The organism is Cupriavidus sp. OV096, assembly GCF_900115455.1.
Lineage (GTDB): Bacteria > Pseudomonadota > Gammaproteobacteria > Burkholderiales > Burkholderiaceae > Cupriavidus.
This window is the reverse complement of the sequence record NZ_FOWM01000003.1, coordinates 580,837-597,415: the sequence shown is the minus strand read 5'-3', so window position 1 is coordinate 597,415 and position 16,579 is coordinate 580,837. Positions and strand designations below refer to the sequence as shown.

General features: G+C 66.2%; 17 protein-coding genes. 5 read left to right on the top strand and 12 right to left on the bottom strand.

Annotated elements, in window-relative coordinates:
• Nucleotides 1-16: 16 nt before the first annotated feature.
• The 11 genes from BM115_RS10040 to BM115_RS09990 form a co-directional block, all read right to left on the bottom strand.
• Entirely contained in the window at nt 17-949 is a 933-nt protein-coding gene (locus tag BM115_RS10040) for an alpha/beta fold hydrolase (RefSeq protein ID WP_092293174.1), read from the bottom strand.
• Nucleotides 950-979: 30 nt separating this feature from the next.
• On the bottom strand, nt 980-1,882 hold the full coding sequence (locus tag BM115_RS10035) for an SDR family oxidoreductase (protein ID WP_092293172.1): 903 nt from the start codon (nt 1,880-1,882) through the stop codon (nt 980-982).
• 38 nt (nt 1,883-1,920) lie between these two features.
• Nucleotides 1,921-2,856 carry a glutathione S-transferase family protein gene (locus BM115_RS10030; protein WP_092293169.1) on the bottom strand — a complete coding sequence of 312 codons (936 nt, stop codon included), beginning with the start codon at nt 2,854-2,856 and terminating at the stop codon, nt 1,921-1,923.
• A 42-nt stretch (nt 2,857-2,898) separates the two neighbouring features.
• Nucleotides 2,899-3,741, bottom strand: coding sequence for a class II aldolase/adducin family protein (locus BM115_RS10025; protein WP_092293167.1), 843 nt, complete (start codon nt 3,739-3,741; stop codon nt 2,899-2,901).
• A 33-nt stretch (nt 3,742-3,774) separates the two neighbouring features.
• Nucleotides 3,775-4,788 (bottom strand): NADP-dependent oxidoreductase, encoded by a 1,014-nt coding sequence (locus BM115_RS10020; protein WP_092293163.1) that lies wholly within the window; start codon nt 4,786-4,788, stop codon nt 3,775-3,777.
• Between the two features lie 64 nt (nt 4,789-4,852).
• Nucleotides 4,853-5,293, bottom strand: a complete 441-nt coding sequence (locus BM115_RS10015; protein ID WP_092293161.1) for a PaaI family thioesterase — start codon at nt 5,291-5,293, stop codon at nt 4,853-4,855.
• A 25-nt stretch (nt 5,294-5,318) separates the two neighbouring features.
• Entirely contained in the window at nt 5,319-6,101 is a 783-nt protein-coding gene (locus BM115_RS10010; RefSeq protein ID WP_092293158.1) for an SDR family oxidoreductase, read from the bottom strand.
• Between the two features lie 42 nt (nt 6,102-6,143).
• The gene (locus tag BM115_RS10005) at nt 6,144-8,003 is read right to left on the bottom strand and encodes an acyl-CoA dehydrogenase (RefSeq protein WP_092293155.1); all 1,860 of its coding nucleotides are present in this window, start codon (nt 8,001-8,003) and stop codon (nt 6,144-6,146) included.
• 180 nt (nt 8,004-8,183) lie between these two features.
• Nucleotides 8,184-9,362, bottom strand: a complete 1,179-nt coding sequence (locus BM115_RS10000; protein WP_092293153.1) for an acetyl-CoA C-acyltransferase — start codon at nt 9,360-9,362, stop codon at nt 8,184-8,186.
• A 48-nt stretch (nt 9,363-9,410) separates the two neighbouring features.
• The gene (gene pncA / locus BM115_RS09995) at nt 9,411-10,061 is read right to left on the bottom strand and encodes a bifunctional nicotinamidase/pyrazinamidase (RefSeq protein WP_092293151.1); all 651 of its coding nucleotides are present in this window, start codon (nt 10,059-10,061) and stop codon (nt 9,411-9,413) included.
• Nucleotides 10,062-10,109: 48 nt separating this feature from the next.
• Nucleotides 10,110-12,191: a 3-hydroxyacyl-CoA dehydrogenase NAD-binding domain-containing protein gene (locus BM115_RS09990; RefSeq protein WP_092293149.1), complete on the bottom strand. Its 2,082-nt coding sequence runs from the start codon at nt 12,189-12,191 to the stop codon at nt 10,110-10,112.
• A gap of 502 nt (nt 12,192-12,693) precedes the next feature.
• On the opposite strand from BM115_RS09990, the gene BM115_RS09985 reads away from it, so the two are divergent.
• The 4 genes from BM115_RS09985 (at nt 12,694) to BM115_RS09970 (ending at nt 15,565) form a co-directional block, all read left to right on the top strand.
• Entirely contained in the window at nt 12,694-14,193 is a 1,500-nt protein-coding gene (locus tag BM115_RS09985; protein ID WP_092293146.1) for an amino acid permease, read from the top strand.
• A 101-nt stretch (nt 14,194-14,294) separates the two neighbouring features.
• Nucleotides 14,295-14,927 (top strand): hypothetical protein, encoded by a 633-nt coding sequence (locus BM115_RS09980; RefSeq protein ID WP_092293144.1) that lies wholly within the window; start codon nt 14,295-14,297, stop codon nt 14,925-14,927.
• On the top strand, nt 14,908-15,225 hold the full coding sequence (locus BM115_RS09975; RefSeq protein ID WP_092293142.1) for a hypothetical protein: 318 nt from the start codon (nt 14,908-14,910) through the stop codon (nt 15,223-15,225). Before BM115_RS09980 ends, BM115_RS09975 begins: the two co-directional genes overlap by 20 nt.
• Nucleotide 15,226: 1 nt before the next feature.
• Nucleotides 15,227-15,565 (top strand): hypothetical protein, encoded by a 339-nt coding sequence (locus tag BM115_RS09970; protein WP_092293140.1) that lies wholly within the window; start codon nt 15,227-15,229, stop codon nt 15,563-15,565.
• Nucleotides 15,566-15,640: 75 nt separating this feature from the next.
• Here the strand turns inward: BM115_RS09970 and BM115_RS09965 are convergent, their stop codons facing one another.
• Nucleotides 15,641-16,087 (bottom strand): DUF3597 domain-containing protein, encoded by a 447-nt coding sequence (locus BM115_RS09965; protein WP_092293138.1) that lies wholly within the window; start codon nt 16,085-16,087, stop codon nt 15,641-15,643.
• A gap of 252 nt (nt 16,088-16,339) precedes the next feature.
• Here BM115_RS09965 and BM115_RS09960 point away from each other — a divergent pair, with 252 nt between their 5' ends.
• Entirely contained in the window at nt 16,340-16,579 is a 240-nt protein-coding gene (locus BM115_RS09960) for a hypothetical protein (RefSeq protein ID WP_092293136.1), read from the top strand.

Here is a 16,579-nt window from a genome sequence, read left to right as displayed (position 1 = left end):
CACCCTCCACGATCGATCACGGCAGCGCGCTGCGGATCAGCAGATTGATCCGCTCGGGCTGCTCGTGGATGATCCAGTGCGTGCCTTCCGGAATCCGCTCCAGGCGCAGGTCGGGGACGAAGTCCTCCAGCCCGTCCGCGAGCGTCTTCGGTAGCGCGCGGTCGTTCTCGCCCCAGATCACCAGCGTGGGCACGCGTACGACGAAGGCCGACGGATCGAGCCGCGAGATGTCCGGCGCGGCTTCGCCCGGCCCGGGCGGGTGCATCGGCGAGGCGCGGTAGTAGTTCACACCCCCCGTAAGCGGATGGCTCCCGACATCGCCCGGCTGCGACCACGCCGCGTGGTACCGCGTGCGCGTCTCGCCGTTGAACCAGGCGGGCAGCCGGTCGGCATCGCCCGTCAGCATCTTCTCCAGCAGCGCGAATTCGTCAGCGGCCAGCGCCTGCTCGGACCCCGGCTTGCGCAGCCAGTTCATATAGCCCGATGCCTTTTGCTGCGCCGCATCGGCCGACAGCGCGCGCGCAAACACATAGGGATGGGGCGAGTTGATGATGATCAACTGCTCGACCAGATCCGGATGCTGGATGGCGAGGTTCCAGCAGATCGCCCCGCCCCAGTCGTGCGCCACCACCACGCAGCGCTGGTAGCCCAGCGCGCGCACGAACTGCACGAGATCCTCGACCAGATGCTTCGGTTTGTAGGCGTCCGGCTCGGCCGGCTTGCTGGACAGGTTGAACCCACGCAGGTCCGGCGCCACGGCGAAATGGGTCTGGCCGAACTGCGCCAACTGGTGCTCCCAGGCGTACCAGAACTCGGGAAAGCCATGCACGAACAGGATCAGCGGCCTGCCCTGCTCCCCGGCGCTCGCGTAATGGAGGCGGGTGCCGTTGGGCAGGTTGGCAAACTGCAGGTGCTGAATCACAGCGGGTGCGGTCATCGCGGTCTCCATCGCCACTCCTTTACGTTAGGGTGGCTCGGTTCAGCCGCGCAGCGCGGCGATCAGGCCGGCGCGCACTTCTTTCTTGTCGCCGAACGGATCGCCCGGATTGCGCTGGCCGACGATGTCCTCCATGCGTTGCCGCACCGTCTCCAGCGCCTGCGGGTGGGAGTAAATATAGAAGCTTTCGTCGCGGATGGCGTCGAAAGTGAGCTGCGCCACGTCCGCCGCCGTCACCTTTCCCGAATGCACGGCCTTGTCCGACAACGCCTGCGACACCAGTTGCGAGCGCGTGGGCGGTGCCTCATTGGCCAGCCCGGCCGGCCGGTTGCGCTGCGACTGGCTGATGCCGGTCGGCACGAAGTACGGGCACAACACCGAGCAATGCACCTGCTCCGTGACCAGGCTCAGATCCTGGTAGAGCGATTCCGATAGCGACACCACCGCGTGCTTGGAGACGTTGTAGACCCCCATCGCCGGCGGGTTCAGCAGCCCCGCCATCGATGCCGTATTGACGATATGGCCCTGGTAGCCCGGATCCTTCGTCGCAGCGGCCAGCATCAGCGGGGTGAAGATCCGCACGCCGTGGATCACGCCGTAGAGGTTCACGCCGAGCACCCAGTCCCAGTCCTTCTGGGTGTTTTCCCAGAGCAGCCCGCCCGCGCCGACGCCGGCGTTGTTGAACAGCAGGTGGACTTCGCCGAACGCGGTCATCGCCGCGTCAGCCAGCGCCTGCATGTCTTCGGCGCGCGACACATCGGTGCGCAGGCCGATGACTTGCACGCCCTGCGCCTTGAATTCGGCGACGGTTGTGTCGAGTGCATCCTCCTGCACATCGGCCAGCACCAGCTTCATGCCCAGCGAGGCACCGATCCGGGCGAATTCCTTGCCGAAACCGGACGCGCCGCCGGTGATCACCGCCACCTTGCTCTCGAACTGCTTCATATCGTCTCCTCCGGCAGATGCCTTCTTATATAGGGATGTCAGGCGGCGGACTGCACGTGGTAGCCCTGCCGCGGGAAATGGACGTTGACGGCGCCGGCACGCGGGTCCTGCCGGCGGATGGTGACCACGTGGCCGGTCAGCGTCAGCAGCACGCCGGCGACGGGATCCTTCGCATAATCGGTGGGCGTGACCGTGACCGGGTCGCCCGCCGCCAGGCCGCTGCCGGGCAGGATGGTGGTGTCGTGCGGCAGCGGGTCGTGGTTCAGCGCGTCGGCGATGGCGGTCTCGGGCGGCACCACGCGCAGCTTGCCGTGGCCGTACGCCTGCATGCGCGCGAACCAGGTCTTGACCAGCGGGTAGCCGTCGAGGATCGCCGCCAGCGGCGTGGCGCGGCGGATGAACCAGAGGTTGTGGAACAGCGAGAAATCGGCAATCGACAATTCCGGGCCGGCCACATGCGGCACGCCGGCTGCGAACTGCTCCTGCAGGCGGCCCAGCGTGTCGTGGAGCATCGCGGCGGCCTCGGGCAGCGGCATGCGCAGCGCGTTGGTATCGCCGCGCATGGCCTTGCGGTCGGCGATGAACGCCTGCACCTGGCCCGGCGTCAGGTGCGCCAGCATCGCCTGCACGCCGGCTGGCTGCATCGTGTAGGTGACCGAGGCCGTGAACAGCGCGCTGTCGATCCACGCCGCCGCCAACCGCGCCGAGGCAGCCTGGATGGCCGGATAGAGCGGCGGCTGGGGGGCCAGCCGGTCCAGCACGTCGCAGATCAGCGCCGTATCGCAATAGATGTCCGCGCCAATCTGCATCACCGGGGTGCGGCGGTAGCCGCCGGTCAGCGCCAGCAGATCGGGCTTGGGCAGGATGGGCGGGATCTCCACCGCGTTCCAGGTCAAGCCCTTGGCGCCGAGCACGAGACGAATCTTCTCGGAAAACGGCGAGGTGGCGTACTGATGCAGGATGATGTCAGGCATGCGATGCGGGTCCGGTCAGGTCGGGTTGGATCGATTGGGGGCTTATTCCAGGAGGTCGGGCTGCTCGCGCACGATGCGCGCGTACAGCGGCTGGAACTGGAACCAGCCCGCCTGTGCGGTACCGACGATGGAGTATGCCTGCCGCGCCGCTGCCTCGCCAATCATCTTGAGCGGGGCGTTGGTGCGCGCCGACGCAGCCTCCGCCAGGAGCTGCACCTGGCACGAACGCTCCATCGTGATGAACCACCACGCGGCCTCGTCCACGGTCTTGCCGACGGTCAGCAGGCCGTGGTTCTGGAGGATGGCGGCCTTGTTGTCGCCCAGCGCGTTGGCAATGCGCTGGCCTTCGTCGAGTTCCACCACCACGCCGCCGAAGTCGTCATACAGCGCGTGGTCGTCGTAGAAGGCGCAGACGTCCTGGGTGAGCGGATCGAGCTTGCGGCCCAGCGTGGACCACGCGCGGCCATGGGTGCTGTGCGAGTGCGCCGCCGCCACGGCGTCCGGCCGGGTCCCGTGCACGCGCGAGTGGATGGCGAACGCCGCCGCGTTGACCGGGTAGTCGCCCTCCACCACGTTGCCGTGGTGGTCGCAGCGGATCAGGTTCGACACCGTCACCTGGCTGAAATGGACGCCGAACGGGTTGACCCAGAAGGTGTCCTCGAACTCGGGGTCGCGCGCGGTGATATGGCCAGCCACGCCTTCATCGAATCCGAATTTCGAGAACAGCCGGAACGCCGCCGCCAGCCGCTGCTTGCGGTGCAGCCGCTCCTGCGCCGGGGTGTCGAACTTGGGCGGGCGCGGCAGGTTGCGGTAGCGGGCCTTGACCTCCTCGGACAGGCCCTCGGCCATGTCGTCGGGGCGGGGTGCGGATTGCGGGGCGTTCATGGGGTGTCTCCCTCTATATGTATACGTTTAGCGTCAGACCAGCTTCACGAGCTGCTTGCCGAAGTTCTTGCCCTTCAGCAGGCCGATAAAGGCTTCCGGCGCGCTGGCCAGCCCTTCGGCAATGCTCTCGCGGAACTTGATCTTGCCTTGGGCGACGTAGGTGCCCAGTTCCTTGAGCGCCTGCGGCCAGACGTCCATGTGCTCGGAGACGATAAAGCCCTCGATGCGTGCACGCGATACAAGGATCGCCCGCGGATTGCGGATCGGCATGTCCTGGCCGTCGTAGCCGGCGATCAGGCCGCACACCGCCACGCGCGCGAAGGCGTTCAGGCGGGCCAGCACCACGTCGAGGATGTCGCCGCCCACGTTCTCGAAGTAACCGTCGATGCCGTCCGGGGTGACTTCCTTGACCATCGCATAGAGTTCCTTGGCGTCCTTGGCGGCCTTGTAGTCCACGCAGGCGTCGAAGCCGAGTTCCTTGACCACGTAGTCGCACTTGTCCTTGCCACCGGCCACGCCGATCACGCGGCAGCCGGCCAGCTTGGCCAACTGGCCCACCACGCTGCCCACCGCGCCGGACGCGGCGCTGACCACGATGGTCTCGCCCGCCTTCGGCGCGATGATCTTGTTCAGGCCGTACCAGGCGGTCACGCCGGGCATGCCCACCGAGCCGAGGTAGGCCGACAGCGGGATATGCGTGGTGTCGACCTTCTGAATGCCGCCGCCATCGGTCACGCCGTATTCCTGCCAGCCGAACATGCCGACGACCTTGTCGCCCACGTTCCACTTCGGATTCTTGCTCGCCGCCACCTCGCCCACGGTGCCGCCGATCATCACTTCGCCCAGCGGCTGCGGGTTGGCGTACGACTTGCCCTCGCTCATGCGGCCGCGCATGTACGGGTCCAGCGACAAATAGTGGTTGCGCACGAGCACCTGGCCATCGGCCAGTTCCGGCACGGGCGCCTGCTCCAGCCGGAAGTTGTCGGGCGTGACGGCGGCCTCGGGGCGCGATGCCAGGACGATGCGCTGATAGGTTTGCTTCGACATGATGGGTTCCTTCGCTCGGTCAGGAGATACGTTCGGAAAAATACGAGAAAACGCGGCGCGGCACTCAGCCGTCCGCGCCGGAGTCAGGCGAGCCGGGCTTGCGCTGGGGCGGCTTGCGCTTGATGTACTTGAAGGTGCCTGAGGCCTTGGAGACGATGGCGCCGGCCTCATCGACGATCTCGCCCTCGCAGAACACCATGGTCGAGGTGCGATGCACGGCCAGCCCACGCGCGCGCAGCTTGCCGCGCCCCGGCGCCATAAAGCTGGTTTTCATCTCGATGGTGACCACGCCCCGGCCATCGGTGTCCATCGAACGGCCGGCGACGGCCATCGCCACGTCCAGCAGCGTCATCAGCACGCCGCCGTGGGCCATGTCCCAGCTGTTCTGGTGGCGTTCGCGCAGGTCGAGTTCGATCTCGCTGCGCCCGCCCTCCATGAAGTTGCAGCGCACGCCGAGGTCGGCCAGGAACGGGATCTTGAGGTTGAAGCCGTTGTCTTGTGTCATGGCTCAGATGGGGCTCAGGTTGCGCTCAGACCGCGCTCACGCCACCGTCGACGGCCAGGATCTGGCCGGTGATGTGCTTGCCCGCCGCCGTGGCGAACAGCAGCGCGGCGCCCTTGAGGTCTTCGTCGTCGCCCAGGCGGTGCAGCGGCACGCCGGCGCACATCGCCTCCACGCCCAGCCGCTCCAGCGAGCCCTTGGTCATCTTCGACGGGAAGAAGCCCGGCGCCAGCGCGTTGACGGTGATGTTGTGCTCGCCCCACTCGGCCGCCAGCGTGCGCGTGAAGTTGACCACGGCGCCCTTGGAAGTGTTGTAGGCAATCGTCTCCATGCTGCCCGGCGGGTTGCCAGCCAGCCCGGCAATGGACGCCACGTTGATCACGCGGCCATGGCGGCGCGGGATCATCGACAGCTTGCCCACGCGCTGCGTCAGCAGGAACAGGCCGCGGATGTTCAGGTTCATCACCTTGTCCCACGCTTCCACGGGGTGGTCTTCGGCCGGGGCGCCCCAGGTGGCGCCGGCGTTGTTGACCAGGATGTCGATGTGGCCGAGCCGGGCCAGCGACTCATCGGCCAGCCGGGCGATTTCGTCATCACGCGCGCCATCGGCGGCGATCCAGTCGGCCTCGATGCCGCGCGACTGCAAATGCGCCTGCGCGGCCTGCAGCTCGTCGGCCTTGCGGGCGGACAGCACGATGCGCGCGCCCTGCTCGCCCAGCGCCTCGGCAATCTGCAGCCCGAGCCCGCGCGAGCCGCCGGTGATCAGCGCGGTCTGGCCCTTGAGGTCGAACAGTTGCTGGATGGTATGCATGCTTGTCTCCTTGTTTTCTTGTGGATGCGGGCGTGCAGGGGGTCAGAACCAGGCGTCCTGCATGTCCAGCGTCGTACGGTCCAGCGTGGCCAGCAGGTCGAGCTGCGGGTACACCTTCGGCAGCTCGAAGCGGAAGAAGAACGCCGCCGCCGCCAGCTTGCCGCGATAGAAATCGCCGTCTTCGCCTTGTGCCTGCGGCAGCGCGGCTTGTGCCACCAGCGCCTGCTCCAGCCAGATCCACGCCACCACCACGTGGCCGAACGCCTCCAGATAGACCGAGGCGTTGGCGAGCGTGACGTTGGGGTCCCCTGCGGACCACAGCGTGGCGGTGACTTCCGCCAGCCGCTGCGACGCCTTGCCGAGCGCGGCGGCCTGCGCGGCCAGCGTCTTGTCACCGGTGGCGACGGCGCGCTCGCACGTGGCGCGCAGGCGCTCACCCACCAGCCGGAGCGCGGCGCCGTCCTGCATCACGACCTTGCGGCCCAGCAGGTCCAGCCCCTGAATGCCGTGGGTGCCTTCGTGAATCGGGTTCAGGCGGTTATCGCGATAGAACTGTTCGACGTTGTACTCGCGCGTGTAGCCGTAGCCGCCATGCACCTGGATGGCGAGGTTGTTCGCCTCCAGACACCATTGCGACGGCCAGCTCTTGGCGATGGGGGTCAGGATGTCGAGCAGCAGGGACAGTTCACGGTGCCGCTCGGCCTCGCCGGCAGCCTTGGCCGCGTGTTCCTCGTCCACCAGCCGCGCGCAGTACAGGTTCAGCGCCAGGCCGCCTTCGACATAGCTCTTCTGCGCCAGCAGCATGCGGCGGATGTCGGCATGCTCGACCAGCTTCACCTGCGGGCTGGCCGGGTCCTTGCCACCCGGGCCGACTGGCCGGCCCTGCGGACGGTTGCGCGCGTAGTCCAGCGCATGGAGGTAGCCGGTGTAGCCCAGCGTCACCGCGCCCAGACCCACGCCGATGCGGGCCTCGTTCATCATGTGGAACATGCAGGCCAGGCCCTTGTGGGGCTCACCCACGAGGTAGCCGATGGCGCCAGCCTTGCCGTCCGGGCGATATTTCATGCCTTCGCCGAAGTTCAGCAGGCAGTTGGTGGTGCCGCGATAGCCCATCTTGTGGTTCAGGCCGGCCAGCACCACGTCGTTATGCTCGCCGAGCGAGCCGTCGCCATTGACGAGGAACTTCGGCACGATGAACAGCGAGATGCCCTTGACGCCCGGGATCAGCTTGCCGTCCGGGCCGGGAATCTTGGCCAGCACGAGGTGGACGATGTTGTCCGACAGCTCGTGCTCGCCGGCCGAGATCCACATCTTGTTCCCGCGCAGCCGGTATTGCTGGCCGAGCGGCGATTCGCCTTCGTAGTCGGCCCGCGTGGTGATGTCCGACAGCGACGAGCCCGCCTGCGGCTCCGACAGGCACATCGTGCCGAAGAAGCGGCCTTCGAGTTCGGGGCGAACAAAAGTGTCGATCTGCGCCGCCGTGCCGTGGGTGAGCAGCAGGTTGGCGTTGCCGATGGTCAGGAACGGATACGAACTCGTGCCGACGTTGGCCGCCTTGAAGTACGCGAACGCGGCCTTCTCGAGCGTGACCGGCAGCTGCATGCCGCCGTACTCGTAGTCCTGCCCGGCGGCCATCAGGCCGGCGTCGCAGAAGGCGCGCAGCGCGGTGCTGACTTCGGGAATGATGGTGACCGTCTCGCCATCGAAGTGCGGCTCGTTGGCATCGCTCTTCTTGTTGTGCGGCGCGAACAGGTCCGTGGCGATCTTCTCGCAGGTGTCCAGCGCGGCGTCGAAGGTCTCGCGCGAGTGGTCTGCGTAACGGGGAATCTGGGTGAGGTCCTCCGCCTTGAGCCACTCATAGAGCACAAAATTGAGGTCACGGCGGGAAAGAATCAGCGACATGGAATGCGAGGCTCCGGGCTGAGGGGATGAGGGATGTTGCTCCCCTCTCCCGCTTGCGGGAGAGGGGTTGGGGGAGAGGGCGGGAATGTCTCGATGCGATAGCGCATGTTGAACCGCCTGCCCTCTCCCCCGCCCCTCTCCCAGAGGGAGAGGGGAGACAACCATCAAGCGGGAGAAGACTTACAGCACTTCGAACAGCCCGGCAGCGCCCTGGCCGCCGCCGATGCACATCGTCACGACCACGTACTTCACGCCACGGCGCTTGCCTTCGATCAGCGCATGGCCGACCAGGCGGGCGCCGGAGACGCCGTACGGGTGGCCCACGGCGATGGCGCCGCCGTTCACGTTCAGGCGGTCCATCGGAATGCCGAGGGTGTCGGCGCAGTAGAGCACCTGCACCGCGAAGGCCTCGTTCAGCTCCCACAGGCCGATGTCGTCCACCTTCAAGCCGGCCTTCTTCAGCAGCTTGGGCACCGCGAACACCGGGCCGATGCCCATTTCGTCAGGCTCGCAGCCGGCCACGGCAAAGCCGCGGAACACGCCCAGCGGCTGCAGGCCGCGGGCTGCCGCCACGCTCGCGTTCATCACCACCACTGCCGAGGCGCCGTCGGAGAACTGCGAGGCATTGCCGGCCGTGACCACGCCGCCGGGCATGGCGGTGCGGATCTTCGACACGCCTTCCAGCGTGGTGTCGGCGCGGATGCCCTCGTCGGCGTCGATCGTCACTTCCTTGGTCATCAGCTGGCCGGTAGCCTTGTCGGCCACGCCTGCGAGGACCGTCATCGGCACGATCTCGTCCTTGAACTTGCCGGCTTCCAGCGCGGCGGCGGCACGTTGCTGGCTGCGCACGCCGTATTCGTCCTGGCGCTCCTTCGAGATGTTGTAGCGCTTGGCCACGTTCTCGGCGGTCTGGAGCATGCTCCAGTAGATTTCCGGCTTGTTCTTGTTGAGCCAGCTTTCCTGGATCATGTGGCGGTTCATCTCCTGCTGTACGCACGAGATGGACTCCACGCCGCCGGCCACGAAGATGTCGCCTTCATCGGCAATCACGCGCTGTGCGGCCATGGCGATGGTTTGCAGGCCGGACGAGCAGAAGCGGTTCACGGTGGCGCCGGGCACGGTCACCGGGCAGCCGGCGCGCAGGGCGATCTGGCGCGCGATGTTGGCACCGGTGGCGCCTTCCGGGTTGGCACAGCCCATCAGCACGTCTTCCACTTCACCCGCCTCGATCTTGGCGCGCGCGATGGCGTGCTGGACCGCGTGACCGCCCAGGGTCGCGCCGTGGGTCATGTTGAATGCGCCCTTCCAGCTCTTGGCCAGCCCGGTGCGGGCCGTGGATACGATGACTGCCTCGTTCATGTCTTGCTCCTCGGTATCTTGGTGTCTCTTGCGAGTTATTCAGTGTGTTCAGCGTGGGGCGGCGGGATGGCCTTCCAGGACCTGGGCCGACGTCGCCCGGACCACGCCGGCGGCGGTCATGTCCGCCCAGGCCTGTTCCAGCGAGCCGTTCAGGTCGATGGCGCGGCAGGCGTCCTCGATCACCACGACCTCGAAGCCGGCGGCGCGCGCATCGAGCGCGCTCCAGGCCACGCAGTAGTCCGTGGCCAGCCCGGCGCAGAAGACGCGGGTGACGCCATGCTCCCGCAGGTAGCCGGCCAGCCCGGTGCGGGTGGTGCGGTCGGCCTCCAGGAATGCGGAATAGCTGTCCACGTCCGCATGATGGCCCTTGCGCAGCACCAGCCTTACGTGCGGGATACACAGGTCCGCATGCAGCGCGGCGCCCCGGGTCTCCTGCACGCAATGGTCCGGCCAGAGCACCTGCTCGCCATAGGCCAGCGTGGTGGTCTGGAACGGCGCGCGGCCGGCGTGGCTGGTGGCGAACGACGCATGCCCGGCGGGATGCCAGTCCTGCGTCATCACCACATGGCCGAACGCCCGCGCCAGCCGGTTGATGACGGGCACCACTTCATCGCCACGGGGCACGGCCAGCGCGCCATCGGGCATGAAGTCGTTCTGCACGTCGATCACCAGCAGGCAGTCCTGCGCGCCGTAGGTCATGGTCGAATCCGCTTCCTCACGCTATCTACTATCTATATCGGTGGCGGGTCAGCCGTTGAAGCCCTTGCCCTCGTCGGCCAGCTTCGTCAGCAGTGCGGCCGGCTTCCAGGCTTCGCCGTGATAACCCTTGGCGTAGCGCTGCATGGCCTGGACCACGTTGAACAGGCCAACCTGGTCCGCGTACAGCATCGGGCCGCCGCGGAACAGCGGGAAGCCGTAGCCAGTCAGGTAGACCATGTCGATGTCGGACGCCTTCGAGGCAATGCCCTCGTCCAGGATCTTGGCGCCCTCGTTGACCAGCGCGAACACCAGGCGCTCCACGATCTCCTCGTCGGAAATCTTGCGGCGCGTGAGTCCGAGCGCCTTCGAGTGCTCGACGATCATGTCGTTGACCTGCTGGTTCGGGTACGGCTTGCGGTCGCCCGGCTTGTAGTCGTACCAGCCGGCGCCGGTCTTCTGGCCGAAGCGGCCCAGCTCGCAGAGCTTGTCGGCGGTCTTCGAGTACTGAATGTCCGGCTTGTCCACGGCACGGCGCTTGCGGATGGCCCAGCCGATGTCGTTGCCGGCCAGGTCGCCCATGCGGAACGGGCCCATGGCGAAACCGAACTTCTCGATGGCCTTGTCCACCTGCTCGGGCAGCGCGCCTTCGTCCAGCAGATAGCCAGCCTGGCGGCTGTACTGCTCGATCATGCGGTTGCCGATGAAGCCGTCGCAGACGCCGGACACCACGGCAGTCTTCTTGATCTTCTTGGCGATCTGCATCACCGTGGCCAGCACGTCCTTGCCGGTTTCCGCGCCACGCACCACTTCCAGCAGCTTCATGACGTTGGCCGGGCTGAAGAAGTGCATGCCGACTACGTCCTGCGGACGCTTGGTGAACGAGGCGATCTTGTTCACATCGAGCGTGGAGGTGTTGGAGGCCAGGATCGCGCCGGGCTTCATCACTTCGTCCAGCTTCTTGAACACGATTTCCTTGACGCCCATTTCCTCGAACACGGCCTCGATGACCATGTCGGCGTCCTTGATGTCGTCATAGGACAGCGTGGTGTTCAGCAGGCCCATGCGCTGCTCGACCTTCTCCTGCGTGAGCTTGCCCTTCTTGGCGCTGTTCTCGTAGTTCTTGCGGATCGTGGTCACGCCACGGTCCAGCGCTTCCTGCTTGGTTTCCAGCATGGTCACCGGAATGCCTGCGTTCAGGAAGTTCATGGTGATGCCGCCGCCCATGGTGCCGGCGCCGATCACGGCCACGCGCTCGACCTTGCGCACCGGCGTGTCGCTGGACACATCGGGAATCTTGCTGGCGGCGCGCTCGCCGAAGAAGGCATGGCGCAGCGCGCGCGATTCCGGCGTGCCGACCAGGTACATGAAGCCTTCGCGCTCGGCCTTCAGGCCCTGCTCGAACGGCTTGAGCGAGGCGGCCACGGCCTCCACGCACTTCAGCGGCGCCGGGAAGTTCTTGGCTACGGCGGCCACGGTGGTCTTGGCGAAGGCCAGGAAGCCCTCGGCGTTCTCGTGGCGCACCTTCAGGTCGCGCACCTTCGGGTACGGGCCGGGGGCCGCGCCAACGTTCTGGGCGAACTTGATGGCGGCGGGCAGCACGTCACCGTCGACGATTTCATCGAACAGCTTCGAACCCGCAAACTTCTCGGACGGGATGGCCGTGCCCGAGACGATCATGTTCAGCGCATGCTCCAGGCCGATCACGCGTGGCAGGCGCTGCGTGCCACCGGCGCCGGGCAGCAGGCCCAGCTTCACTTCCGGCAGCGCGATCTGCGCGCCCTTGGCGGCCACGCGGTAGTTACAGCCCAGCGCCAGTTCCAGCCCGCCGCCCATGGCGACCGAGTGGATCGCGGCCACAACCGGCTTGGCGGAGGCTTCCACGGCGCGGATCACCGAATGCAGCGTCGGCTCCTGCGTGGCCTTCGGCGTGTTGAATTCGCGGATGTCGGCGCCGCCCGAGAAAGCCTTGCCGGCGCCGGTGATGACGACGGCCTTGACGGCCGCATCGTCCAGCGCACGGGTCAAGCCTTCGACGATGCCCAGCCGGGTGCTGTGACCCAGGCCGTTGACGGGGGGATTGTCGAGCGTGATGACGGCAACGCCGTCCTGAACCTGATACTGCGCTGTCATGCTGGTTCCTTTGGTCTTTGGTTGTCTCGGGATTCGAATTCTCGAATTTTTGTTACGGCCGGGGCCTTGCGCGGCGGTGTCGTGAAATGTCTCCTCACCCCGCAATCCCTTGCTCCACGGGCTGTCGGGCCCGAAAGCGGATCAAGCATACACAAAATAGCACGGTCGTTCAATTTCAATTTTCTGCGATGGATTCCCTGTCATGCGCGGGCTTCATGGCCGCTCCATCCGGCGTTCATGGTGAGCCTCGAAGCGGGCCGAAACCCTCAGGGGGAACCCGTAGGGAATCGGCCCGCTTGATGCCCGTCATGGCGGCGGAGGCACTTTTCAACCACCCTGCGGCCCGGGTTCGACTTTATTTGACGCCGCCCTCCAATCCACTAAAAAGGACAGGTTAGACTCGCGCCTTTTCGTTTTTATGGGTATGGCGTCCCCGCGCGCCCCGGCCGGCTTACGAGGCCGCCGGTATTCCCTGACGTTGCAGCGACCCTGTGTCTACCTGATGTCTTCCACTCACTCGCATCCCCATCCGCATCAACATCCCGTCGTCGAGCACGACGACCTGCGCCGCCAGCTCAAGGCACGCCACCTGACCATGATCGCCCTCGGCGGGGCCATCGGCACGGGGCTGTTCGTGGCCTCCGGCGCCTCGATCGCCCAGTCCGGCCCCGGCGGCGCCCTGCTCGCCTACTGCCTGATCGGCCTGATGGTCTATTGCCTGATGACCAGCCTCGGCGAACTGGCCGTGCACATGCCCGTGGCCGGCTCGTTTGTCACCTATAGCGCGGTCTATGTCGAGGAAGGCTTCGGCTTCGCGCTGGGCTGGAACTACTGGTTCAGCCTGGCCGTGACGATTGCGGTGGAACTGACCGCCGCCCAGCTCGTCATGCAGTACTGGTTCCCGGACGTGCCGGGCGTGGCCTGGAGCGCCAGCTTCCTGGCACTGATGTTCGCGCTCAACGCGTTCTCGGTGCGCGGCTTCGGCGAGGCCGAATACTGGTTCGCGCTGATCAAGGTGGTCACGGTGGTGGTGTTTCTCGGTGTGGGCGTGCTGATGATTGTCGGCATCATGCACGGCGGGCCGCAGTCGGGCTGGCACAACTTCACCATGGGCGAGGCGCCGTTCGTCGGCGGGCTGCCGGGGATGTTCGCGGTGGCGATGATCGCCGGGTTCTCGTTCCAGGGCACCGAGACCGTGGGCGTGGCCGCCGGCGAAGCCACCGACCCGGCCCGCACGCTGCCGCGCGCCATCCGGCAGACGTTCTGGCGCATCCTGCTGTTCTATGTGCTGGCGATCCTGATCATCGGCGTGCTGATTCCCTACACCGACCCGAGCCTGCTCCGCAACGACGTGACCGACGTGGGCGTGAGCCCGTTCGCGCTGGTCTTCCGCCACGCCGGGCTGGCCTTCGCGGCGGGGCTGATGAACGCGGTGGTGCTGACGGCGCTGCTGTCGGCGGGCACCTCGAGCATGTATGTCTCCACCCGCATCCTGTACGGCCTGGCCGTCAGCGGCCGCGCCCCGCGCATGTTCGCCCGGCTGACGCCGAGCGGCGTGCCGTTCAACGCGCTGCTGATCACCACCGGCATCGGCGCGCTGTGCTTCTTCAGTTCACTGTTTGGCGACAAGGCGGTGTACCTGTGGCTGCTCAATACCTCGGCCATGACCGGCTTCTTCGCCTGGCTCGGCATCGCCCTGAGCCACTACCGCTTCCGGCGCGGGCTGGTCTACCAGGGCTACAGCGTGAGCGACCTCGCATACCGGTCCCCCCTCTACCCGTTCGGCCCGATCTTCGCCGGCGTGCTGTGTGTGGTCATCGTGGCCGGCCAGAACTACCAGGCATTCGCCGATATTGCCAACCGCTGGCCAGAGATCCTGGCGACCTATATCGGCGTGCCGATGTTCCTGGCCCTGTGGATCGGCTACCGGATCGTCAAAAAGACCCGGCTGATCGACTATGAGGACATGCCGTTCGACCTGCCGAAGGCAACGAAGCGGTAAGGGTGTTGAGGTTTGAGACAGTATGCGGGCAATTGATCCCGCGCAAGGCGGGCAGCGGTCGGATAGGTAGGCTGGGCGTTCACCTTTGAGTGGAGGCCCATATGGACGCCAGAGACATCGCCAGGGAAGTCGACGCGAGCCAGGATCTGGCAACCGAGCTCCGCGAACTGGCGGGCCGCCGCTTGGGGATTGCCGCCGCCGCTGGCAACGATACTGAATCGATCGTTCGCATGCTCGGACTTGCCGAGACCATACGTCGCATGGAGTCCCGTCGAGCGACGTTGCACTTCAACGGCACACGTCTCATTTGGGTTGAGAATGGCGCGCACCAGTCGTGGCATGCTGTCTCGGGCGCGCCCGGACATACAGACAAGGAACATCAGGCAACCCGGCATCTGGGGCCCATTCCCGAAGGCCACTACAGTGCAAGGCAAGACCGCCTGCAGCGGTGGGAAAACTACTCCTGGTCCGATCGACGACGGTGCATCATCCGCGCCTTCGGCATCGTGAAGGGAAGTGGAACCTGGCCGGGCTGCGTCATGCCCTGGGGCAAGCGCCGGGTATGGCTGGACCCACTCCCGGGCACCCGGACACATGGACGCAGCGATTTCTCGATCCATGGTGGCTGGGTCGCCGGCTCGGCAGGCTGTATAGACCTGACCTCCGACATGCCTTCATTCGTTGATGCATTTCTAAAGTATGGAAAGGACATGGATGTCGTGGTTCGCTATTGAACGTGGTTGTCGCATCCTCTGGTCCGTGCTGCTGGTCGTTCTTTTCCTAAGCGTGTGCGCGGACCTCGCGACGGTCGCCGGCATTCCGCACCCTGCTGACGACAACGGCCCGCCCCTCTGGCGGATCCAGGGATTCCCCAACCTTCGCGCATACTTCGAATCGAGCGGGGAACAGATCTTCCTGCTTCTGTTCGCATTGGCTGGGCTGTGGGTCCGGCAACGCCGCCGCTGGCTAAACTGGGCATGGTCGATGCCACTGCTGTTCGGCATCGTCCTGCACGCCTATATCTATCCCTGACATGCCCTGGTCCAATATCGAACGCGGGTTGCGGATGGTCTGGTCGGGGATGTTGATGTGCCACCTCCTGGCCCTTGCGCTCCAATGCCTGTTGGCGGCAGCCAATGTCCTCGAAGGCCCGCAGGCCACCTATCCCGTGTATGGGCCGATCTGGGAGTCGGAGGGGTTTCAGGACCCGCTCGCCCATCTTTACCGTCAGGGACTGACTGCCTGCTACTGGCTGTTCGCCCTCGCTGGGCTCTGGATCCGCCAGCGGTCAATATGGCTGAACTGGGCATGGTCGCTGCCCTGGCTCGTAACGACGCTGATCGGACTGTTCACCGGAGGTTGGCCGGTATAGTGCCCCTCGATCACTGATCACTGGATTGGTGATCGAGAGACGTCCACACCGGCGCGCCCCCGCCCTTTCGTTGACTTACGACGCCAGGTTCGGCGGCAGCTTGCCGCCGTTCGCGGCCAGCTCCGTCATGACCTTCTTGTGCAGCCAGATGTTCATGGCGGCGGAGTCGTTCATGTCACCGGTGTAGTTCAGCTCCTTCGCCAGTTCCTTGCGGTGTTCCAGGCTGCTGTCGATGCCGAGCGCCTTCATGGTGTCGACAATCGACGTCCGCCAGTTCAGTTGTTGCCCCGACTCGGTGACGGCCTTGTCCATGACCGCTTCCACATCGACGGCCGACAGCGGCTTTGCAGCGCCACCCGGGGTACCCGCACCGGCCGGCGCCGCGCCGGGCGTGGCCGGACTGGGGCTGGCCGCCGGCGCAGTGGTGCCCGTGCCGGGGGCCGCGCTTGCCGTGCCCGCCTGTGGCTGGGCCGGCTGGGACCGGTGCAGCAGCTTGTTCAGAATGTCCTTGAAGATGCTCATGGCGCCTCCTGCGCAACGTTCGTTGTAGCGAACCCGTCCCGCAAGTTCCGTTCCCATCGTCGCACCACGCCACGCACGGCGCTTGAGCCGCCAACTGCCGCCATCGTTACAACGCGCGAGCGGAACGGTCGGGCGATTCTGCAACGCCGCCCCATCCCTCGCCACGCCCGGCGGCGTCCCGCACTGGCACGCATCGTGCGCCCCGGTTCCTTATTGATCGACGAACGATCGACGAACTCCAAGGAACCGACGATGAAGAACCCCTGGCTGAAGAAAAACCCCATGCTGAGCATGTGGCTGAGCGGCGCCAACGCCGTAGCGGGCGCCGCCCGAGGCCGCGCGAGCGCCGAAGCCAAACGCCAGGCCGCGTTGGCAACGTCCAGCATGATGAAAACCACGACTGATGCCTGGCTGGCCGCCCTCACCCCGGCTGCGCCTACTAAGAAGCGTGCCAAGCCAAAGAGCCGCCCGGGCGCGGGGCGGCGGAAGTAA